The organism is uncultured Draconibacterium sp., from assembly GCF_913063105.1.
Taxonomy (GTDB): domain Bacteria; phylum Bacteroidota; class Bacteroidia; order Bacteroidales; family Prolixibacteraceae; genus Draconibacterium.
This window is the reverse complement of sequence record NZ_CAJXYQ010000007.1, coordinates 198,770-220,929: the sequence shown is the minus strand read 5'-3', so window position 1 is coordinate 220,929 and position 22,160 is coordinate 198,770. Positions and strand designations below refer to the sequence as shown.

General features: G+C 40.2%; 15 protein-coding genes and 1 tRNA gene. 8 read left to right on the top strand and 8 right to left on the bottom strand.

What is annotated here, in order from left to right; translation table 11 throughout:
- Positions 1 to 161 precede the first annotated feature (161 nt).
- Positions 162 to 1,718 carry a bifunctional response regulator/alkaline phosphatase family protein gene (locus QZ574_RS09530; RefSeq protein ID WP_297089203.1) on the top strand — a complete coding sequence of 519 codons (1,557 nt, stop codon included), beginning with the start codon at positions 162 to 164 and terminating at the stop codon, positions 1,716 to 1,718.
- A 129-nt stretch (positions 1,719 to 1,847) separates the two neighbouring features.
- Here the strand turns inward: QZ574_RS09530 and QZ574_RS09525 are convergent, their stop codons facing one another.
- The 3 genes from QZ574_RS09525 to QZ574_RS09515 form a co-directional block, all read right to left on the bottom strand.
- On the bottom strand, positions 1,848 to 2,696 hold the full coding sequence (locus tag QZ574_RS09525) for an ARMT1-like domain-containing protein (RefSeq protein WP_297089202.1): 849 nt from the start codon (positions 2,694 to 2,696) through the stop codon (positions 1,848 to 1,850).
- 132 nt (positions 2,697 to 2,828) lie between these two features.
- On the bottom strand, positions 2,829 to 3,584 hold the full coding sequence (locus QZ574_RS09520; RefSeq protein ID WP_297089200.1) for an ATP-binding cassette domain-containing protein: 756 nt from the start codon (positions 3,582 to 3,584) through the stop codon (positions 2,829 to 2,831).
- Positions 3,581 to 4,321, bottom strand: a complete 741-nt coding sequence (locus tag QZ574_RS09515) for an ABC transporter permease (RefSeq protein ID WP_297089198.1) — start codon at positions 4,319 to 4,321, stop codon at positions 3,581 to 3,583. Before QZ574_RS09515 ends, QZ574_RS09520 begins: the two co-directional genes overlap by 4 nt.
- A gap of 166 nt (positions 4,322 to 4,487) precedes the next feature.
- On the opposite strand from QZ574_RS09515, the gene QZ574_RS09510 reads away from it, so the two are divergent.
- A complete protein-coding gene (locus tag QZ574_RS09510) occupies positions 4,488 to 5,576 on the top strand; it encodes a mannose-1-phosphate guanylyltransferase (RefSeq protein WP_297089196.1) in 1,089 nt (362 codons plus the stop codon).
- A gap of 76 nt (positions 5,577 to 5,652) precedes the next feature.
- On the opposite strand, the gene QZ574_RS09505 is transcribed toward QZ574_RS09510, so the two are convergent.
- The 5 genes from QZ574_RS09505 to QZ574_RS09485 all read right to left on the bottom strand — a co-directional run bounded on the left by QZ574_RS09505 (position 5,653) and on the right by QZ574_RS09485 (position 13,077).
- A complete protein-coding gene (locus QZ574_RS09505; protein ID WP_297089194.1) occupies positions 5,653 to 9,090 on the bottom strand; it encodes an efflux RND transporter permease subunit in 3,438 nt (1,145 codons plus the stop codon).
- A gap of 24 nt (positions 9,091 to 9,114) precedes the next feature.
- Positions 9,115 to 10,236 (bottom strand): efflux RND transporter periplasmic adaptor subunit, encoded by a 1,122-nt coding sequence (locus QZ574_RS09500; protein ID WP_297089192.1) that lies wholly within the window; start codon positions 10,234 to 10,236, stop codon positions 9,115 to 9,117.
- Between the two features lie 24 nt (positions 10,237 to 10,260).
- Entirely contained in the window at positions 10,261 to 11,601 is a 1,341-nt protein-coding gene (locus tag QZ574_RS09495) for a TolC family protein (protein ID WP_297089190.1), read from the bottom strand.
- Positions 11,585 to 12,211 (bottom strand): TetR/AcrR family transcriptional regulator, encoded by a 627-nt coding sequence (locus QZ574_RS09490; RefSeq protein WP_297089188.1) that lies wholly within the window; start codon positions 12,209 to 12,211, stop codon positions 11,585 to 11,587. Before QZ574_RS09490 ends, QZ574_RS09495 begins: the two co-directional genes overlap by 17 nt.
- Positions 12,212 to 12,405: 194 nt before the next feature.
- Entirely contained in the window at positions 12,406 to 13,077 is a 672-nt protein-coding gene (locus QZ574_RS09485; protein ID WP_297089186.1) for a 2-C-methyl-D-erythritol 4-phosphate cytidylyltransferase, read from the bottom strand.
- Positions 13,078 to 13,130: 53 nt separating this feature from the next.
- Between QZ574_RS09485 and QZ574_RS09480 the strand changes: the two genes are divergently transcribed.
- The 6 genes from QZ574_RS09480 (at position 13,131) to QZ574_RS09455 (ending at position 22,088) form a co-directional block, all read left to right on the top strand.
- Entirely contained in the window at positions 13,131 to 13,781 is a 651-nt protein-coding gene (locus tag QZ574_RS09480; RefSeq protein WP_297089184.1) for a DUF2461 domain-containing protein, read from the top strand.
- 385 nt (positions 13,782 to 14,166) lie between these two features.
- On the top strand, positions 14,167 to 14,865 hold the full coding sequence (locus QZ574_RS09475; RefSeq protein WP_297089182.1) for a DUF5020 family protein: 699 nt from the start codon (positions 14,167 to 14,169) through the stop codon (positions 14,863 to 14,865).
- An 18-nt stretch (positions 14,866 to 14,883) separates the two neighbouring features.
- Positions 14,884 to 16,176: an NCS2 family permease gene (locus QZ574_RS09470; RefSeq protein WP_297089180.1), complete on the top strand. Its 1,293-nt coding sequence runs from the start codon at positions 14,884 to 14,886 to the stop codon at positions 16,174 to 16,176.
- Between the two features lie 71 nt (positions 16,177 to 16,247).
- Positions 16,248 to 16,322 (top strand) — tRNA-Val (locus tag QZ574_RS09465).
- Between the two features lie 704 nt (positions 16,323 to 17,026).
- Positions 17,027 to 20,257, top strand: coding sequence for a TonB-dependent receptor (locus QZ574_RS09460; protein WP_297089178.1), 3,231 nt, complete (start codon positions 17,027 to 17,029; stop codon positions 20,255 to 20,257).
- 19 nt (positions 20,258 to 20,276) lie between these two features.
- Positions 20,277 to 22,088 (top strand): RagB/SusD family nutrient uptake outer membrane protein, encoded by a 1,812-nt coding sequence (locus tag QZ574_RS09455; RefSeq protein WP_297089176.1) that lies wholly within the window; start codon positions 20,277 to 20,279, stop codon positions 22,086 to 22,088.
- Positions 22,089 to 22,160: the final 72 nt, after the last annotated feature.

Sequence of the window (22,160 nt, the reverse complement as noted above, 5' to 3'; positions counted from 1 at the left end):
TTTGTTTGCCCCAAAAAATGTTTCATAAAATTGAAACCATAGCCATAAGCCTTAAAGTTTGTTAACCGCATACTTTAACGGCATTCTTTTTGTTCTTATCTTTAACTGATCGGGTAAACGATTGGGATAAAAGAAAACAGAAAACAAACAATTTTGATTATATGAATAAGCCAAGAATACTTTGGACAGACGACGAAATAGATCTGTTGCGTGCACACATTATTTTTTTACAGGAAAAAGGTTACGAGGTAGAAACCGCAACCAATGGTCTTGATGCGATTGAAAAGGTGGAAGCCGGTTATTTCGATATCATTTTTCTGGATGAAAATATGCCGGGCTTAACCGGCCTTGAAACCCTGACAAAAATAAAAGATATTGCGCCCAATGTACCGGTGGTAATGATTACCAAAAGCGAAGAGGAAAACATTATGGATGAGGCTGTTGGTGCAAAAATTGCCGATTACCTGATAAAACCGGTAAACCCGAAACAAATCCTTTTAACCCTTAAAAAGAACATCGATCAGAAACGTTTGGTAACCGAGCAAACCACATCAAAATATCAGATGCAGTTTGCCCAAATTGGAATGAAACTGAACGACAGGCTCACTTTTGACGAGTGGAAAGATATTTACAAACAGCTTGTTTACTGGGAGTTGGAGCTGAGTGGCTCGGAAGATTCGGCCATGGACCAGATTTTAGCCATGCAAAAGGAAGATGCCAACAAGGCATTTTTCCGGTTTGTAAAAGAAAATTACCAGGATTGGTTTCATGCCGATTTTAATGACCGGCCCCTGCTGTCGCCCGATATTTTTAAACATCGTGTATTTCCGCAGCTTAACAACGGCAAAAAAACATTTGTATTGGTAATCGACAATTTGCGTTACGATCAGTGGCGCGTGCTAAGCCCGGTATTTAACACCTATTTTCGTACTCTTTCGGAAGAATTGTATTGCGGAATACTGCCCACTGCAACCATGTATGCCCGTAACTCGATGTTTGCCGGCCTAATGCCATCGGAAATTGAAAAGTTGTACCCGCAATTGTGGGAAGATGATGATAACGAAGGGCATAAAAACAGGCACGAAGAAGAGCTTTTACGAAAGCAAATGGAGCGTTTTGCCCGAAAAGAAAGCCTATATTTTGAGAAAGCTACCGGAGCAAAAAAAGAAAGATGGGTAAGTGATAACCTGAATAATATCCTGAAAAGTGATCTATCGGTGATGGTGGTAAATTTTGTGGATATGATTTCGCATGCCCGCACCGAAATGGATATGATAAGGGAGTTGGCAAATAATGAAAAAGCTTACCGCTCGTTAACCCTGAGTTGGTTTGAAAACTCGTCGCTGCTTGAGTTGATAAAGGCACTTGCCAGCGAAGATGTGCGCATGATTGTAACCACCGACCACGGAGCAATTCGGGTGGATAGTCCGGTGAAAATTATTGGCGACCGCGAAACCAATACCAACCTGCGCTATAAATTAGGTAAAAACCTTAATTTTAAATCCAAAAATGTTTTTGAAATCCGAGATCCCAGGTCGATATTTTTACCCTCGCGAAATGTAAGCACCAGTTATGTTTTTGCACAGGGAACCGATTTTTTTGCTTATCCAAACAATTATAATTATTACGCCAATTATTATAAAGATACGTTTCAACACGGTGGCATTTCAATGGAAGAGCTGATAATTCCGGTGGTTACCTTAGATGCCAAGAAGTGATAATAGGTATACCGACCTATAAACACCAGTTTATTAATGAAGGATACATACTGCAGCTATTGCTACAAAGTTTGCACTGGGATGATAATAAGTCAGGTATTTTCTTTTTGAAACTGTGTTCGTTTGCGTTTAGTTTTTGCTACGTTTTACCACAAAATCCCCTTTTTCGGCACCAACTTTTTGGCCGATAACAGGGCATTTTATCATCAAGAGGTAAAACAAGCGCGGATCACTTTCGTCCATCAATCCCTCAAAATTACCCATTCCTTTCGAAATGATGAGGTCGGCAGAGTGGTAATGCTCGAGAAAATTTTTGCTTACCCGGTGCAGTACGGTTGAGGGAGTATCGTCGCCGTTGCTTATTAGTGTTGCAACTGTATGCAAGCCAATTTCCCGGGCTTCTTTTAATGTGGCATCGTTTAAAACTGGTTGGTCGCGAACCACAAACGTAACATTTGGATGATTTAGTGTTTCCAGAAAAAGCTTGTCCATAACAATTTCGCCACAGTTATCGCCAAGGTATAAAACGCTTTTAGCTTTTGCCACTTCAGCTTTTAAAGCTGCTGAATCGTCGATGGCAAAAGGTGTTTGAAATACACGCTCTATGGTTTCATCCACATCAAAATGGTGCGTTGGGCCAAAATCAATAATATTCCCGGCAATGGCGTAACGCAATGCTGTGTCAAATTTATCGTCCGAGTTTTCAATCCTACTCTTAAACTCGGGGTAGCGGTGCAATAATGCACGGTTACTGGCGGCTTTTTCGTTGGCATACGGATCGGTAATTGCTGATTCGGCTTCCAGCTTTTTTAAAATATTACGGGTAATTTCGGGCGAATAGCTGTTGTCCAGATTAATTTCTGCAATTTCCTTAATCATTTTGCTAACAATGCCGTTTCGTTTCTCTTCGGCAATCTCGTATTTATCCATGCGCTTTTGCAGCGCTTTTACCTGGCAAATCAGACACTCGTAATTCATGTAAATGGTTTATAGCCGGCAGACAGAAGCTCTGACTCCGAAGTTTCTGACAAAAGTAGAAGAAGTTCTCAAAATATTAATTAATGAACAAATGTTCTATTGTAAGTTTAAGTAAGAAATAACGCATTTTTTCTACTTCCCTTTTTTCATTTGCGCATACAATTTATTGGCAAAAATAAAATCTTCCAGTTTTTGGTTGCCCGAGTTAAGTATCTCGTGTTTGGTGCCTACCCATTCTTTTTGTCCCTGCGAGATAAACAGTACCGATTCGCCAATTTCGATTACCGAATTCATATCGTGAGTATTAATTACGGTAGTCATCTGAAATTCTTTGGTTAAATCCTGGATAAGTTGGTCAATTACGGTTGCCGTTTCAGGGTCGAGGCCGGAGTTGGGTTCGTCGCAAAACAGGTATTTCGGGTTTAAGGCAATGGCCCGGGCAATAGCCACGCGCTTTTGCATGCCGCCGCTTATTTCGCTGGGGTTTAGTTTAAATGCTTTTTTCTCAATATTCACGTGGTCGAGGCAAAAATCTACCCGCTGCTGTTTCTCGGCCCAGCTCATTTCGGTAAACATTTCCAGCGGAAAGCGCACATTGTCTTCCACCGAAATACTATCGAAAAGCGCACCTCCCTGAAAAACCATGCCTATTTCGCGGCGCAGCAGTTTCCGCTCTTTCTCGTTCATTTGTGTAAAATTACGGTCGTTGTACCAAATTTCGCCACTGTCAACCTCAAACAGGCCGAGTGTTGATTTTAGCAATACTGTTTTTCCTGACCCGCTTCGGCCAATTATCAGGTTGGTTTTTCCCTGCTCAAATACGGTCGAAATGTTTTTAAGCACCGTATTGCCATCAAATGATTTATGTACGTTTTTTAGTGTTATCATGTTAAAAGCAAACGGGTTAGTATTAAATCAAAAAATAAAATAAGGATATTTGTATTTACCACTGCCTTGGTACTGGCTTTACCCACTTCGAGCGCGCCGCCCTGTACATAGTAACCAAAATAGGCCGGAACCGATGCCACCAGAAAACCAAAAAACAACGACTTTATAATAGAAAAAGTAATGTAGTACGGATAAAACAACCATTGTATACCGGCAATGTATTCGGGAATGGTAATTACCCCGGCAATGGGCCCGGTAACCAAACCGCCAAGCAAACCAAAAAATACACTAATGATGTACAAGAAGGGAAAGATAAAAACAACAGCAATAATTTTTGGCAAAATCAGGTAGCTGGCCGAGTTTACACCCATAATTTCCAGCGAATCAATTTGCTCGGTAACCCGCATGGTACCAATCTCCGAGGTAATGTTCGAACCCACTTTCCCGGCCATAATAAGTGCCAGCATGGTTGATGAAAACTCGAGTAGAAGCGTATCGCGTGTTCCCAAACCAACTAATTCTGACGGGTAAATAGGGTTGGCCATACTGTAGGCAAATTGTATGGTCATAATTCCACCAATAAAAATGGAGATGATGATAACAATACCTACCGAATTAACCCCCAGATTATCAATCTCGTGGAACAGCTGCCTGAAATACAGCTTGTGTTTCTCGGGCCTTGCAAATACGCGTTTTAGCATTGCAAAATAGCGGCCTATATGAAAGAAAAAACCCATGGCTTAAAGTTTTTTTGCATTGTATCCGGCTAAAATTACAACTTAATAAGCGGAAACAAAATTTTTCTGAATTTGAATAAAGATGAGGCAACAATAACAAAATAAAACTGTATTTTCAAGGTTTCAATGTATATAGAAATCAATTTAGCGAACAAAACACATTCAGATGGCTAACAATTTTTGTGTGATTATGGCAGGTGGTGTTGGAAGTCGTTTTTGGCCACTTAGCCGTACAGCACGCCCAAAACAATTTTTAGATATATTAGGAACAGGCAACACTTTTCTTCAACAAACCTACGATCGTTTTCTTGAAATTGTACCCAAAGAGAATTTTCTTGTTGTTACCAATGCCTTGTATCAACACCTGGTAAAGGAGCAATTACCTGATATCCGAGACGAGCAAATACTATTGGAGCCTTTGCGACGAAATACGGCTCCGTGTCTGGCTTATGCCGCCAATAAAATTGCACTTATTGATCCGGAGGCAAACCTGATTGTAACCCCATCGGATCATTTAATTCTGAAAGAAGATGAATTTCATAAGCAAGTGCGAAACGGTTTGGACTTTGTTTCGGAAAAAGAAGCGCTGCTTACCTTAGGCATTAAACCAAACCGGCCTGAAACCGGCTATGGTTACATTCAGGTGAAACGAAAAAAGGAATTTCACAACCTGGAGAACTTGTACAAAGTGAAGACTTTTACCGAAAAACCTAACGAGGAGATGGCGAAAATTTTTATCGATAGTGGGGAGTTTTACTGGAACTCCGGAATTTTTATTTCATCGCTTTCTACCATTCTTGAGTCCTTTCAGCAGCATCTTACCGAAATTGCTTTGAGATTTGAGCATGGCCGAAAGAAAATGAATACGCCAAGTGAGGAACCATTTATTCGGAAGACTTATTCTGAATGTCAGGCCATATCTATTGATTATGGCATTATGGAAAAAGCAAAAAATGTGTACGTATTAACGGCCGATTTTGGTTGGAGCGACCTTGGAACCTGGGGATCGCTTTACGAAAACAAAGAAAAAGATACCTTGGGGAATGTGGTTCGGGGTGACAACGTGTTGTTGTATGATGCCGAAAACTGTATTGTTGATATTTCGAAAGAAAAGATGGCAGTAATTCATGGTCTTGATGGATTCATCATTGCCGAATCAAACGATACCTTAATGATTTGCCGCCGCGAAGACGAGGACCAGATTAAAAAGTTTGTTACCGATGTTCGCATTAAAAAAGGCGATTCGCTGGTTTAATTAAAACAACTTTTTTTAAGTAAATAAAAAACGGGCAACCAATAAGGATGCCCGTTTTTCGTTAAAAGTTGACAATTTACTCTGCAACTTTAGGTTTTACCTGAACATTATCTTCCGGTAAAGTACCGGTCCATTTCTTAATGTTATAATTAATTTTTATGGTAAGCATATACATTACCGGCGATATTAACAGGGTTAAGAAAGTGGCAAATGTTAATCCGAAAATAACGGTCCACGACATAGGTCCCCAAAACGCTACACTTTCGCCGCCAATTGTAATTTGCGGATCGAAACTGGTGTACAGCGTAAAGAAGTTGAAATTGAGTCCAACCGCCAGAGGTAACAGACCTAAAACAGTGGTAATTGCTGTTAACAATACCGGGCGCAAACGTGTTTTTCCAGCTTCTACCAGGGCATCAATTTGTACCTCTTTTGGTAAAAATGCTTTTTCAGAGTAACCCAATTCCTGACGCTTGCGCTTTCGTGTAAGGTCGATATAATCGATAAGTACAATACCATTGTTTACTACAATTCCGGCCAGCGAAATAATACCAATTCCGGTCATAATAACCACAAATTCCATTTTAAATATTCCCAGCCCCAGGAATACACCAATTGTACTAAATATAACAGTTGCAATAATAATGGCCGGGCGGATAAACGAGTTAAACTGCGTAACCATTATAATCATAATCATGGCAACAGCAATCAGCAGCGCAAAAGCTAAAAATTCCATACTTTCGGCTTGTTCTTTTTGCTCGCCGGTAAATTCGTAAGTGTAACCGGCTGGCATTTTGTAGTCTGCCAGAAGTTGCTCAATACGGGTGTTAATTTCGTTGGCATTATAACCTTCAACCACCTGCGACGAAATGGTTATAACGCGTTTAAAATCGATACGGCTGATTTTGTCGTATGAGCTGGTAAATTTAAATTTAGCAACCGACGAAATAGGAATGGAGTACCCGTTTACCGGAATTTTCTGGTTCATTAATGTTGATACATCGTTTCTGTACTTTTCTTCCAAACGAACAAAGATGTCATATTCATCTTCGCCGTCTTTAAACTGACTGGCCTCGAAACCGTATATTGCATTTCTGAACGCCAGGGCAATTTGTTGTGTTGAAAGTTCGTACAGACGTGCCTGTTCGCGATCAACCTCTATCAACATCTCAGGCTGATTGGTATTGATATTTAATTTCAGTTCATCAATTCCTGGTATGTTGTCTTCTTCTATAATTTTTAGAAAATCGTCGGTAATTGCAATTAGTTGGTCAAATTCATCTCCACTAATATCAATATTTACAGGGTTTCCGGTAGGAGGTCCCATATCTCCCGTTTCAACAAATATTTTTGCCCCAACAAAACCATCAAGGTCTTTGGCAATTTGTTGCATTATTGTGCTGGTGTTTAGTCCTTCGCGGTACTTAAACTGCACAAAACTAATTGATATCAGGCATTTATTCGGACTCGATTCGTTTTCAAACATACCTCCTTTGCCAACACCAACATTTGTTGTAACCGATTTTACAATGTTTTCGTACGGTGCAAGGGTGTTTTTAACAATCGCTTCAACTTCGCTGGCCACTTTATCGGTACGTTCAATTGATGTTCCCAGTGGTAATTCCATGGTTACAAATACAGTATTTGGCGGTACATCGGGGAAGAAAACCATTTTTGGATTGTTACCAAAATAGAAACCCATCGAGAAGAATAGCAAAATAACTGTTCCTCCAAAATAAACGTAGGGCCACGGACCCGACAATGCATGCCTTAGCTGCCTTGTGTAGAAATTTTCGAGTGCCACAAGTAATTTTGTTTGAAACCAACGGGCCAATCCTCTTAGCACAAACAGATTGAGCAGCATAATTACAACAATTGTTGCCAATAAATTAGCTAAGAGGAAAACCTGCATAACATAAAACGGTATTGCCAGTCCGGCCAAAATAGCTGCATTTCGCAGTATGCGTTTTTTGTTGGCTTTTTTGGTAATGTCTTCAATCTTCATAAAGCCGGCAATAAAGGCCGGGTTTATTATTAATGCCACAAACAACGATGAAGCAAGAACAACAATCAGTGTTTGCGGGAAAATCTTCATAAACTCACCAATCATTCCTTCCCAGGCCAGCAGCGGGAAAAAGGCTGCAAGTGTGGTAAGTGTTGACGAAATAATGGGGAACGCAATCTCGCTAACACCTTGCTTGGTAGCTTTTAGCAAAGGGACCCCGTTACTGTACAGGCGGTAAACATTTTCAACCACAACAATGGCATTATCAACCAACATCCCCAGTGCCAGAATAAGGCCGTAAAGCACCATCGAGTTCAGGGTAATTCCGGTTTGTTGCAAAATTACAAACGAAAGGAACATCGACATGGGAATGGCCAGGCCTGCAAACAGGGCATTTCTAAAACCAAGGAAAAGGAAGAGTACAAAAGTTACCAGGATCATTCCAAGGATAATGCTGTTTTCGAGGCTCGAAATGGTGTTCTCGATTTCAATGGTCATGTCGTCGGTAATCACCACTTCAAGGTCTTTGGGAATTTGCCCGCGTGCCTTTAGCTGGTCAATTCCTTTAAAAACATTTTCAGCAGCAGAAAGAATATTTTCGCCCGACTTTTTTGTTACCGATAAGGTTACTACAGGTTTATTATCAACACGGGCAATAGTGGCCTGTTCTTTGTAGCCATCAATTACCGTGGCAATATCGCGGATATATACCGGTTTGCCCATATTTACCTTAATGATGGTATTGGCAATTTGTTTGATGTCGGTGTAATTGGCATCAGTACGAATGGTTCGCCTTATCTGATCTGCGGTAAATTGACCGGCTCCCATGCTGATATTTTCAAATTGTATGGCAAGTGCCACATCTTCAAATGATAAGCCAACTGCATCCAGCTTGTGTGGATCTACTTCAATTTGGATCTCGCGTTCTTCAACACCACGTATACTGGCTTCTGATATTTCGCGATAGGATTCAAATTCATCCTGCATTACTTCTGCAAATTTTTTCAGGTCGCGCATGCTGTATTCGCCCGATACGTTTACGTTCATAATGGGGAATTCCGAAAGATCGAAATCGGTAACATACGGATCGCTGGGCAGGTCGGTTGGTAATTCCGATTTTGCTTTATCAACCCGGTCTTTGGTATCTTGCAAGGCCTGCTTTATGGTTACATTTGTGGTGTACTCAACAATAATAGTACTTACATCCTGAAAAGATGCTGATGATACCTTTTTTACCCCTTTTAACCCTTTTAGTTCTTTTTCGATAGGCCTTGTAACAAGGTTTTCAATATCAACCGGCGAGTTTCCCGGATACAAAGTTTGTATAAAAATATACGGAACCACTACTTCGGGCATGGCTTCGCGTGGCATCTGGTTGTACGAATACAAACCAAAAAATACCAGCAACACGGCAAATATATAAACCGTTATTTTGTTGCTTAGCGCAAGAAATGTTGGTTTAAACTTACGCGTTATTTCTATGTTTTTCTTTTCTGTTTCTTTCTCCATTTTGAAGAATTTTTTGGTAGGTGTTTAATTGATTTGAACAGGCGTGCCGTTAACAACCTGGCTATACCCTTCCGAAATAACTTCGGTGCCAGCAGTTAATCCTTGAGTAATTTCGGTCATGTTATTGTTCGTTACCCCGGGCGTTACATATACTTTTTTGGCTACATTATTGCCATCGGTTTTTTCAACAATATAGGTGTAGTGCCCGTTAAAATCTTCTTTAATAAAAAGAGAAGGCACAACAATAGCCACTTCATTCACGTAGTCGCGCAACGAGATAATTGATACCAGGTTGGGTTTTATCAGGTTTGAATTGTTGTTTAGGTTGATACGTACCCGAAATGTACGGTTGTTGGGGTCGATGGTGTTTCCAATTTGATTAATTTTTGCCGAAACAGTTTTGTCCAAAGCCGGGAATCGCACCTGCACATCATCGCCTTTGTGTATTTTTGTGATGTAGGTTTCTGAAATGTCGGCGTAAATTTTTATGCTTTGGGTATTTATTACCTTGGCAAAAGGCACCTGTGGACTTCCAATGTGTCCTTTCTTTTGGTAAACAATATCAACAATTCCGTTAATTGGCGATTTAACTTCGGCCATTTCAATTTGCGTATTCAGGCTTGAAATCCTTTTTTCAAGCGTTTCTTTATTGTTTTTTGCCTGCAGGTACTGCATTTCAGAGCCAATGTTTTGGTCCCAAAGGTTTTTCTGGCGTTCGTAATTGGTTATGGCCAAATCGAGCTGAACCTCCAGTTCTTCAATCGATCTTTCAAGCAAATCGGTATTCAGCCGTGCCATAATTTGCCCTTTGTTCACCTGTTGTCCTTCAACAACCATTACTTCTTTAATTACACCCGAGGTTTCGGGGCTGACATCTACATCCTGTTCGGCCTCAACTTTACCCGTAACTTCAATAAAGTGTTCAAACTTTTGATTCTCGAGGCGCGTAGTTTTAATGTTTACAAACTCCGTTTTCTCCTCAGCAGTAAGCTCTTTTTCCAATGCTTCAATTTGTTGCTCAAGTGTATGAACCTGCTGTTTTAGCTCTTGAATTTGTTTTCTTTTTCCGGCTTCGTCGGTAACATTTGTATTTCCGCAAGCCGATAATAAAAGTGTTGCTGTTACTAAAAATATAATTCGTTTCATTTGATATTGTTTTTTCTGTTTTTACTATAAGGCTCCTGCAGCTTTTTTCAGGTTAAGATCGGCCTGTAGCAACGACATTGTAGATGTTACCAGTTGTTGCCAGGTAGTAATGTATTGGGTTTCCTGCTGCGATAATTCGGCACTGCTTACCATACCGTTATTAAATTTTATTTGTGTTTTATCTAAAATACTCTCTGCCAGGTCGCGGTTTTCTCTAGTGTTTAAAAACTGTTCGCGGGCCGTTTGCATTTCCGCCGATGCTGTTAAATAATCTTTTTGAAGCGTGATTTCCATCAGGCGTTTGTCGTTTTCTGCTTTATCCAGCTCGAGGCGGGCTTGCTGTACCTTCGATCGTTTATTCCCGGAATTGAAAATAGGTATGGATGCCTGAAACCCGATTAGCGAAGATGGATACCATTCTTCTTTAAACAGGTTGGCACTGTTGCTGTACGATGTTCGGGTGTAGCTGTAAAATGCATTAAATTTTGGCAAATAGGCCACCTTCTCAAGTCGATACAATTTTTCTGAAACCTGGAAATTCGATTGTGCCAAACGATAATCGATATGGTTAATCAGGTCAAGATTGATGCTGTTTTTTTCTTCAACCAGGGGCAATACAAATACTTCGAGGTCGTCGCTCAGCATAATTTCCTGCTCCAGATCAATCCCCATCGTGTATTTTAAAACTGTTTTGGCAACAATTAATTCGCGTTCTGATCGGAGTACTTCATTCTCCGCATTTTTTTGCAAAATCCGGAGCTGATCCACATCCTGCTGTTCACGAAATCCGTTCTCAAAATACACCTTGGTTTCTTCATAAAGCCGCTTGCTGTTTTCGAGGTTTTCGAGCATTACCTGTTTGTAACGTTCGCTAATTAGTACCATGTAGTAGGCCTGGGCAACAGCGTTTCTAATATCAATTTCAGTTTTTTCGTTAGCTTGTTTGGCCAGGTTTAAATACAACTCGGCCGAGCTTACTCCAACAATCCACGAGCCATCAAAAATTTGTTGCGACACACTGAAGCCAAAATCGGCGCTATAATCCTGTCCAAATTTTACCGGGTAATATTCACCGGGTTCTCCGCCCACAAATTCAGCAGGGATTAATGAAACCGGGAGGTTTAAAAACCAGTTATAGTTGGCCGAGCCTGCAACCTGGGGCAAACCGGTAGTAATGGTTTCCCATACTTTTTTGCGGGCAATACTAACATCTTGTTTCGTATTAAACAAAACGTATGAATTTTGCATGGCGTATTGAGTGGCCTCATCAAGGGTGAAACTTGTGTTTTCTTCCTGAGCGTTAAGCGTAAGGCTCATCACAGACATGACAAAAAACAAGAGTAGTTGACTAGTTATTTTCTTCATTCTGAACTTTGTTTAATTGTTTTCTATAATATTTTTTTCCTTTGTCGTTGCAAATTGCATTCATGTGGTAGTCCATCATGCCATCAAAAAATGCCAGCGAATTTACTTCGTATTCCTCAAAAATTCCGAAGTCGGGATTCATGGTATAAAGCATTCGCCCAACCTGGAGTTTGGCAATAAAGTATGGGTCAATATCAGTGCGGTAAACGCCCTGCTCCATGCCTAACTTAAGGTTTGCAATGGTGTTGGTAAAAATGCGCTCGCGTTTTACTTCATTTACTTTTTTGTACAATTCCGGGTAGTATTTTCTGAGGTCCTTCTCAATACCATTATTGTAGAACTTAAAAATAAAGGCTACATGTTTTCTAATCAGAAACATACTGTCTATGGCATTATTGTCGGCCATTTCTTTAAATGTTTTGCCGCTTTCTTCAAGAAAAAATGCAACCACCTGGGTAACCAGGTCTTTTTTGTCCTTAAAATATTGGTAAAGTGTTTTTTTCGAAATGCCAAACTCCGCCGCTACGTCATCCATGGTTACCGCCCTTATACCCTGGGTCATGTAAAGGCGGCCCACATTCTCGATAATATATTTCTTCTTTTCTTCCACGTAGCAAATGTATTCCTTTTTTTATTCGGAAACTTTAATAGAATTAAAAGTTTACTTAAAGTTAATTTTACAAAGTAGCTATTAAATAAGGCATTTGTGTAGCTTATAGTTTCCTGCAAAACTATTTAGATTTAAATAGTTTCCCTGAGAAAAATCGGTAAGTGTCGAAATTTTACCAATAAATGCCACTTATTTTATTGTGGAAAAAGAAAAGATTGGGCAACAATTAAATCCTGGGGCCATGTAATTTTAATGTTTTCGCGGTTGCCATCAACCAAATGAATTTTTTTGCCGGCAAATTCAAGCACTGATGAATCGTCGGTAAACTGCTCGTTTGGAGCCGATTTATAGGCTTGCTTAATGGCGTTTACGGTAAAGGTTTGTGGTGTTTGTACCAGGAAGTATTTGCTTCGGTCAACGGCTTTATTGCCCATTTCATCGGCATATCGAACCGATTCGGCCGGGGCAACAACCGGTAGGGCATTGCCGTATTTTTGGGCGGTGTTAAAGCAATTTCGAATGGTTTGTGCTGAAACCAATGGCCGAACACCATCGTGTATAAAAACAATGCCTTCCTCTTTTATCAGCTCAAGGCCGTTGCGTACCGACTGAAACCTGTTTTCGCCGCCAAAGGCGAGTTTGTAGTTGGTGTAAAATGCGTGCTTTTTACAAAGTTTTTTCCACGTTTCAACCTGGCTTTGGGGCAATACTAGCACGAACTCAATTTGCGGGTCAAAGTTTAAAAAGGCTTCAAAAGTGAACATTAAAACCGGTTTCCCCTTAATTTCCAAAAATTGTTTTGGAACAGAACTGTTCATTCGGTTACCACTGCCACCGGCAACAATTAACGCAAACTTTTTTAGCATGGGTTTTGTTTTTTACTTAAATTCAATTTAAAAATAGCGCAAAATATCAGACTATGGAGAAAGTTCTTGGGTTTTTAAAACAACTGTCGGAAAACAATAATCGCGAATGGTTTCAGGATAACCGAAAATGGTATGAAGAAAGCAGGGATAAAGTACTATTTATTACCGATGTATTAATAAACGAGATAAGTAAATTTGATTCATCGGTAAGGGGGTTGTCGCCAAAGGACTGCGTGTTTAGGATTTTTCGCGATGTACGTTTTTCGAAAGACAAACAGCCATACAAAACAAATTTTGGCAGCTTTATTTGCACCGGAGGCCGAAAAAGTATGAATCCGGGGTATTATTTCCATATTGAGCCGGGCAGTAGTTTTATTGGTGGTGGAATTTATATGCCACCGGCTCCGGTACTAAAAAAACTCAGGGCCTACATGGCCGACCATGCGAAAGATTTTCTGGAAATAGGAAATGAAAAGGATTTTAAAAAGCAATTTCCTGAAATGTATGACGATAAACTAAAACTGGCACCCAAGGGCTATCCGAAAGACCATGAATACATTGAACTTTTAAAGTATAAATCGTTTATTTACTCTGCTTCGCTGGAAAACAGCGTTGTGGCCGGACCAAACTATATTGACGAGATGGTTAAGCGTTTTGAGTTGCTTTATCCGGTTAATGCTTTTTTATATGATGCACTTGCCTGAAAACAGCATTTTTGAAGTGCCTTTTCAGCTGAAAATTTTGGCAAAAGGGGTTACTTTTTACTAATTTTGAGAATATATATTATATAAGACCCTTATTTTTTATCTTCCCGATTTCAATGAAATGCCCCGGTTGTCCTAACCGGGGTTCTTTTATGTATAACGTTTCTATAAAGAGTCACTTAGCTCAATTTTATTTTCGAAAAAAGAAAGATTAATTACTTTTGTTGCCACATTGTATCAAATTCTTTTAATTTAATTAAGTATGAAACGACCATGAGCCTTGTAAAATTTAACATTTCACATTTGATGTTTTACTAAGATTCATGCGAGTTACCGGATGATTTCGAATTTATGGATCATTCGGCAAACAAAAAAAATTTAACAAATGAAAAAACTTTTACTTGCAATTGCATTTGTTGCATTCGTGTTTTCAGTTAGTGCCCAAAACGTACAGTTACATTATGATTTTGGCGAAGGTAGAAAAATGCTGACGTCAACAGTTGAAATGTTTAAACCCGACAAGTATGGTTCAACATTCTTTTTTGTTGATATGGATTATGGTGCTGATGGTACCGGTATCGACAATGGAATTTCGTTAGCCTACTGGGAAATTGCCCGTGCTTTTAAATGGAACGAAACTCAAAAGTTTATGCCTCGTGTTGAATACAATGGCGGAACAATGAGCATTGGCGATGGTATTTGGATTCCGATTGAAAATTGCTGGTTGGCAGGTATCGAACGTACCTGGGCATCGGCCGATTTCTCGAAGATTTTAACTTTGCAGGCCAACTACAAGAACATTAAAGATAAACTTGAAGGTGGTACAAAAAACCAAAACGGATTTCAATTAACTGCAGTATGGGTAATTCAAATGTTAGAAGGTAAACTTACATTTACCGGTTTTGCCGATTTCTGGAAGGAAGAAATGTTTTGGGGAACCGACTACCGTTTCTTAAGCGAGCCACAATTGTGGTACAATGCCTCAAAAAACTTTGCCATTGGTGGCGAGGTTGAACTGAGTAACAATTTTGTTGGCGACGAGTTTGCTGTAAAACCAACACTTGGTTTAAAATGGACTTTCTAAATCTAATACCACAATAAAATGTTGAATAAATTTTTTAAGCTCGACGAAAACAAGACGACCGTTAAAACGGAAATATTAGCCGGTGTAACTACGTTTATGACCATGGCTTATATTTTAGCGGTAAATCCGGACATTTTAAGCGCAACCGGAATGGACAAAAATGCAGTATTTACTGCAACTGCTCTGTCGGCCCTGGTGGCTACACTGGTTATGGCCCTGGTGGCAAAATTACCTTTTGCCCTGGCTCCGGGTATGGGTCTTAATGCATTTTTTGCTTTTACTGTGGTACTCGGAATGGGACACAGCTGGCAGTTTGCTTTAACAGCTGTTTTTCTTGAAGGTATTATATTTATTTTACTTACGGCATTTAATATCCGGGAGTTAATTGTAAACGCCATACCGTTGCCATTGAAACACGCTGTTTCGGCAGGTATTGGTTTGTTTATTGCCTTTATTGGTTTGCAAAATGCTGGCGTAATTGTTAACAACGATGCTGTATTGGTAGGCTTAGGCGATATGGGTTCGGCACCGGTTTTGATTGCCCTTGGAGGGGTTGTACTTACCGCCGTATTACTTGCACTAAAAGTTAAAGGTGCCTTGTTAATTGGTATTTTTGCCGCAACTATAGCAGGTATGCCTTTTGGTGTTACTCATTTGCCTGAAGGAAGCCTTGTTGATGCACCTCCTTCGTTGGAACCTATCTTTTTTAAATTTGAGTGGAGCCAGATTTTTACGCTTGATATGCTTATTGTACTGTTTACTTTCCTTTTTGTGGATATGTTTGATACCGTAGGAACACTGGTTGGTGTTTCGTCAAAAGCAGGCATGTTGGATAAAGAAGGAAGAGTACCACGTGTTAAACAAGCGCTTTTTGCCGACTCTATCGGTACATTCTTCGGAGCTATTTTTGGAACAAGTACAGTAACAACTTATGTAGAAAGTGCATCTGGTGTTTCCGAAGGTGGACGTACCGGATTAACTTCGCTGGCCACTGCAGCCTTGTTTTTAATAGCCCTGTTCTTTGCACCGATATTTACAATGGTACCTGCAGCTGCAACAGCACCGGCACTTATTTTGGTTGGATTCTTTATGATGTCGCCGATTTTAAATATCGACTTCGATAATTTTACCGAATCTATTCCGGCCTTTATCACCATTATTGTAATGCCATTAACTTACAGTATTGCCGAAGGTATTGTGTTTGGTATGCTTTCGTACGTGCTGTTAAAAGTGTTAACCGGAAAATACAAAGATATTTCGGTGGTTATGGTGGTGTTAGCTGCCTTGTTTATTCTCAAGTTTTTTATTTAAGATTAAAACAAAACCATATAAAAGAGGTGCATTTTTGCACCTCTTTTTTTATTATTTTTGAATCAGGAAAAGAGGCATTAGCTCAGTTGGTTTAGAGCATTACCTTGACAGGGTAGGGGTCGCTGGTTCGAATCCAGCATGCCTCACATCGTTTTTAAGACCTTACAAGTTGTAAGGTCTTATTATTTAAACAATTAAAGCCCGGGCTATAACAATCGTTAAAGATTCTTGGTTAAAGTTTATTGACAGTGAGTGTACACTTGCGGTACTATTCAGATTAACCGTTTAATCCAAAGTAAATCAATACTACAGCCTGCTCAATTAAGGCTTTTGGCTTGAAGATGTGCATTTTTACAATCTTCACCCTTCGATTACCTGTTGTTTAGTATAAAACATTCTTATTCATACTGTATGTACATACTGTATACAATTATGTTTTGCAACATTTCTTCGCGCTTAAATCCGCGATATAGGCGGATTTGAAAAAATGACGATATAAAACATTTTGTTTTCTTAAAAAAATTTGCAGAAATTAGTAGTACAGAACAGAGCAGAATGGAATGAGACAAAACAGAACAGTTGCTCTTGATTGTACAGCATTTTTCAGCAGAAAAGTGAGTGGAACCTAAAGAAACCAGCAGATTACGAAATGCTTAAGTTGAGCCTTTAAATTTAAACTAACACGTTAATTCAAACATTAACATAAAAAACCTAAGAATTAAAGAAAACCATATATTTAATTATTAACCAAAATTTTATTGCCTATGAACAACAACTGCAGCACTGCGTGCTGAAGTATTATCACTATCTACCACTAACAAATTAATTATTATTCATTAAATTAAATCTTATGAGAAAACATCTAACCCGATCGGAGAATCCGTTTCTCTGGTCAAGGAGTTTGTTGCTGTGTTTATTCATTATTCTATTTACTATAACTTCCGTCACAGCTGACAATAATTCGGAAAATATTCGGAATTCTGCCGCCGAAACTCCACAACAAAAATCTATTTCAGGAACCGTAACTGATGAGGAGGGGCTTCCGCTGCCCGGAGCTACCGTAATTATTAAAGGAACCACAAATGGTATTGTTACAAATACCGACGGTGAATTTTCATTATCCGGAGTTAACGAAGGAGATGTATTACTGGTTTCTTTTGTAGGCTTTCAGTCGCAGGAAATTACAATTGCCAACCAAACTACTTTTAATGTAGCACTGAAAGTTGATGCAATTGGTATTGAAGAAATTGTAACCATTGGTTATGGTGTGCAAAAGAAAACAACGGTAACCGGTGCAATAAGCACTGTAAAAGGTGAAGAGCTGGCCGAAATTCCTGTACCTAATATTTCGCAAGCTATGGCCGGAAAGCTTGCCGGTGTAAGTATGCGCTCGAGTAGTGGAGCTCAGCCAGGTATGGATACGCCCGACCTACATATTCGCGGTGTGGTTTCAACCGGTAACAATAGCCCGCTGGTGGTTGTTGACGGTGTGAAGCGCGACAATATTATGCAAATTGACCCGGCAACCATTGAAAGCATTACTGTATTAAAAGATGCCGCCGCAGTGGCACCTTATGGTATTGGAGGTGCAAACGGTGTAATTCTTATTACCACTAAAAAAGGTAAGGCCGGAAAACCAGTAGTGCGCTTAACCACTTCTTATGGTATTCAAAATCCTACCTATGTACCCGACATGCTTGATGCTGCCGATTACATGGCCTTGCAAAACGAAGGGTATTACAACCTAACACCTAACGGAACTACTCCTCCAAACGATGCAGACTTGATTGCCAATTATGCCAACCTTCATAAAGAAGACCCGTATCTATATCCCGATTCAAAATTTATTGATGTATGGAATGACAATGTACCGGTACAAAACCACAATATTGAATTAAGTGGCGGAACAAACAACCTTACCTATCACGCCGGTTTGGGTTACTACAACCAGAAAGGTTTATTTGATCCGGTTGGCTACAAACGATATAACTACAATTTAAGCCTTGAATTGAAGGCAACCAACACCACAAAAGTTGGTATGTCGTTGTATGGTTCGGTTGAGGAAACCAACGACCTTGATCCTGGCGAGAATGCTACCGGTCACCTCTTCCGTGCATTCTATAAATTTGTTCCTATTCAACAGCTGATTTATCCTGATGGAGAACACTGGGGGGAATCTTCAGCAAGTACTCCTGTAGGTGCATTACGATCAGAAGGATACGAGCAGTGGGATAAAAACACTTTACTTGCATCTGTCTATCTCGAACAGGAACTTCCTTTTATTCAGGGACTAAGTTTTAAAGGTGTATTTAGTTACGACCCTACCACCCAGAAACAAAAACAATGGCACATTCCATTTGTGTATCATGTAATTGATTTGGATGCAAATCCCTATACTTTTACGGAGGTGGTTTCAACTCAGGAAGGTAATTCGCCTACCTATACCTATTTGCGTCAGCAAAGCAACGATTGGAAAAACTACACCGGACAGGCGTATTTGAACTATGCACGTACATTTGGCGACCACAGTGTAACCGGTTTATTAGTGGCCGAGGCACGTAAAAATACTTACGAAACATTTTGGGCACGAAGAAACAATTACGCACTGGAAATTGATGAGCTTGATTTTGGTAGCTCTGACAAACTGGATTACGATAATGGCGGCTATTCAAGCGAAGGAAGCGAGATTGGTTTTGTATATCGTTTAGGGTACAGCTACCAGGATAAATATATGCTTGAAGCTGCAGGTCGTTACGATGGCCATTACGCATTTGGCCCGGGAAAACAATGGGGATATTTCCCATCGTTTTCAGCAGCATGGCGTGTTTCTGAAGAAGACTTTATGGCCGGTTACGGCGCTTTAAATAATCTTAAACTGCGTGCATCGTGGGGGCAATCGGGTAACCTGCCTTACATTGATGGTAGTCTGGCCGATTTCCAGTTTATGCCGGGGTATACCCTACGCGGTAATGCCTATTTGTACGGCGCTTCAGGACTAGTACAAGGGTCTCGAATTGAGAAAGAAGCTAACCCTGATATTACCTGGGAAGTTTCGTCGAAACTTGATGTGGGTTTCGACCTGAATATGTATGATGGTTTATTAAACGTTGAGTTTGACTTTTTCCACGAGAAACGTACCGATATGTTGCTTGCTCCACAGGTAACCCTTCCGGTTGAATATGGCTTAAGTATTGCTCAGGAAAATGCCGGCGAAATGAAAAACAATGGTTTTGAAATTACTGCCAGCAGCAGAAAGACATTTGCCAATGGTTTAGAGCTTGGCATCAGTGGTAATTTTAGCTATGCCAAAAACAAAATGGTTGAGGTATTTGAAACCGATGCACAACGTGCAAATCCAAACCGTACCTTAACAGGTCGTCCTTACGGAACACCATTTGGCTACCATGCACTGGGCTTATTTACAACCGATGAAGACATTAATGGCGACGGAATTATTAACAGCGACGACGGGTACAATGTAACCCAGTTTGGCGATTTGCATCCTGGTGATATTAAATACGCCGACTTAAGTGGTCCTGATGGTGTACCAGACGGAATTATCGATTCAAACGATGAAACAGTAATCGGCGATCCCGTTTATCCGCTCATGACTTATGGTCTTACTGCCGATGCCAGTTGGAAAGGTTTCGATGTTTCCATGTTCTTCCAGGGAACAGGGATGTCAAGTATCAACATCCGCCAGTTTATGACCGTTCCTTTTGAAAATAACGGATCGAATACGGCTTATGAATATTTTGATAATCGCTGGACAGCTGATAATCAAAATGCCAGATATCCAAGAGCTACACCATCGCCATACGGCAACAATACCAAGGATTCAGACTGGTGGACAATAAGTTCAAACTACCTGCGATTAAAAACAATGATTGTTGGTTACAATCTTCCAAAATCATTTGTGGACAGAATTGGCCTTGGCGGAATTCGTGTTTCGTACACCGGCCAAAACTTGCTGACCTTAAGTAATATTAAGCACATTGATCCGGAAATGGGTTACGATCAGCGTGAGAATTCTTACCCGGTGATGCGCTCGCACACATTTGGACTTGATATCACCTTTTAAACGCTAAATGATGAAGAAAATGAAAAGTTTAAAATATAACTACATATTGGTCGCAGTTTGTGCCCTGTTTTTATTCACCACTGCTTGCGATACCGAAGATTTTCTTGATAACGAGAATAAATCGAACCTTACTGATCAAACCCAATGGGCCTCTGAGGGTAATGCCGACATTTACCTGAATGATATTTACAGCGAGCTAATTAAAAAATGCAACAACGCTGAAAATATGGATTATTATACCGATGATTATAATATCAGCCATTACTATACCGCATCGAACTGGAGGCAAGGAATATGTATTGCTCCATCAAGCAGTACAACCGGTGTTTGGGGTGGAACACACGGCCCTACAGATGGTTATAGCTGGGCAAACTTTTTTACCAAGCTCCGAAAATGTAATACTTTTATTCAAAAACTTGAAGAGTATAAAGAAAACTTTTCTGATGACTGGTATAACCAGCGCATTGATGAAGCAAAGTTTATGCGTGCCTATTTTTACAGCGAATTTTTTATGCATGTAGGAGGGCTGCCAATTATTGAAGTTCCGCTGGACAGGAATAGCATGACCGAGGAAGAAATGTTGTACCCACGTGCCACATTTGCCGAAACTTTTAATTTTATTACCAGCGAACTTGGCCAGATTGTAAACAACAACAATCTTCCTGTAAAATACAGCAGTGGCGATCCTGACGCCGGGCGTGCAACTTTAGGTGCAGCCTTAGCTCTAAAAGGATGGATTGAATTGTTTGGTGCCAGTCCGTTGTTTAATACATCGGATCCTTACCTGGCCGACCCTGATAAATTTGTACATTTTGGAAATTATGATGCTTCGCGTTGGGCCACTGCAGCAGCCACTAATAAAAAGTTTATTGATGAAATGGGTGGTGGTGCACCATACGCCTTGTTTTCAGATGCTAAAAACTTATTCAGAGCGGCAAACGAGTATAATTCTGAAATTATTTTCGACCGACAAATGCTTGACGTAAGCGGAATGGGTGCCAATTACGAACGTCGTGGAGGCCCAACCTACGTTTTAGGTCAGTACATGTGCTGGGGTAATTACAACCCCACTCAGGAAATTGTAGACCAGTATTGTATGGCAAACGGAAAGGTGATAACAGATCCGGAGTCGGGTTACGATCCACAAAATCCGTATGTAGGAAGAGAACAGCGTTTTTACAACGATATTGTTTTTGATGGCGCTGAATACAAGCTGGATTGGATGCCCGAGACCGATATTATTTACACGCGTATTGACGAAACTTATGCCAATCCCGATAAAACAAATCAGATTGATTTGGCCGGGAAAACCGACGTTGGCGACTCGGGTTATTATCAGCGCAAGCGTTTAAACCCTGATGCTGCACCGGCAAACGATGCCAGTGGCCAAAACTACATTTACTATCGTTATGCCGAAGTTTTATTAAACTTTGCCGAAGCACAAAACGAAGCCACCGGGCCCAATGCCGATGTATACGCAGCCATAAACGAACTACGTGACCGCGTTGATTTGCCTGCGTTGGAAGCCGGTTTAACAAAAGATGAAATGCGTGAAGCCATTTGGCGCGAACGTCGTGTGGAGCTTTGTTACGAAGGAAAAAGATATTTTGATAACAAACGCTGGAAAATTGCCGAACAAACCATGGGAACACAACGCCATAACATGGTTATTCGTAATTCAGTTCCTTCAGATAACTCAGGTGTTTGGGTGTACAGCATTGAAGAGGAAGTAAAATGGACAGCTAAATTTGAATTAAAACAGTATATGAGTCCAATTCCAACCGATGTAATCGATCAAAATTCAAATATAAAACAGAACCCAGGTTATTAGTGGGTTATTAGTTTGGTTAGATAGCATAAGTCCCGAAACTTTGTTTCGGGACTTTCGTACTTTTATATTTTA

Excerpts from the sequence above, each read along its gene's own strand:
- QZ574_RS09530 (WP_297089203.1), top strand. The coding sequence starts at position 162 with ATGAATAAGCCAAGAATACTTTGGACAGACGACGAAATAGATCTGTTG.
- QZ574_RS09525 (WP_297089202.1), bottom strand. The coding sequence starts at position 2,696 with ATGAATTACGAGTGTCTGATTTGCCAGGTAAAAGCGCTGCAAAAGCGC.
- QZ574_RS09520 (WP_297089200.1), bottom strand. The coding sequence starts at position 3,584 with ATGATAACACTAAAAAACGTACATAAATCATTTGATGGCAATACGGTG.
- QZ574_RS09515 (WP_297089198.1), bottom strand. The coding sequence starts at position 4,321 with ATGGGTTTTTTCTTTCATATAGGCCGCTATTTTGCAATGCTAAAACGC.
- QZ574_RS09510 (WP_297089196.1), top strand. The coding sequence starts at position 4,488 with ATGGCTAACAATTTTTGTGTGATTATGGCAGGTGGTGTTGGAAGTCGT.
- QZ574_RS09505 (WP_297089194.1), bottom strand. The coding sequence starts at position 9,090 with ATGGAGAAAGAAACAGAAAAGAAAAACATAGAAATAACGCGTAAGTTT.
- QZ574_RS09500 (WP_297089192.1), bottom strand. The coding sequence starts at position 10,236 with ATGAAACGAATTATATTTTTAGTAACAGCAACACTTTTATTATCGGCT.
- QZ574_RS09495 (WP_297089190.1), bottom strand. The coding sequence starts at position 11,601 with ATGAAGAAAATAACTAGTCAACTACTCTTGTTTTTTGTCATGTCTGTG.
- QZ574_RS09485 (WP_297089186.1), bottom strand. The coding sequence starts at position 13,077 with ATGCTAAAAAAGTTTGCGTTAATTGTTGCCGGTGGCAGTGGTAACCGA.
- QZ574_RS09480 (WP_297089184.1), top strand. The coding sequence starts at position 13,131 with ATGGAGAAAGTTCTTGGGTTTTTAAAACAACTGTCGGAAAACAATAAT.
- QZ574_RS09475 (WP_297089182.1), top strand. The coding sequence starts at position 14,167 with ATGAAAAAACTTTTACTTGCAATTGCATTTGTTGCATTCGTGTTTTCA.
- QZ574_RS09470 (WP_297089180.1), top strand. The coding sequence starts at position 14,884 with ATGTTGAATAAATTTTTTAAGCTCGACGAAAACAAGACGACCGTTAAA.
- QZ574_RS09460 (WP_297089178.1), top strand. The coding sequence starts at position 17,027 with ATGAGAAAACATCTAACCCGATCGGAGAATCCGTTTCTCTGGTCAAGG.
- QZ574_RS09455 (WP_297089176.1), top strand. The coding sequence starts at position 20,277 with ATGAAAAGTTTAAAATATAACTACATATTGGTCGCAGTTTGTGCCCTG.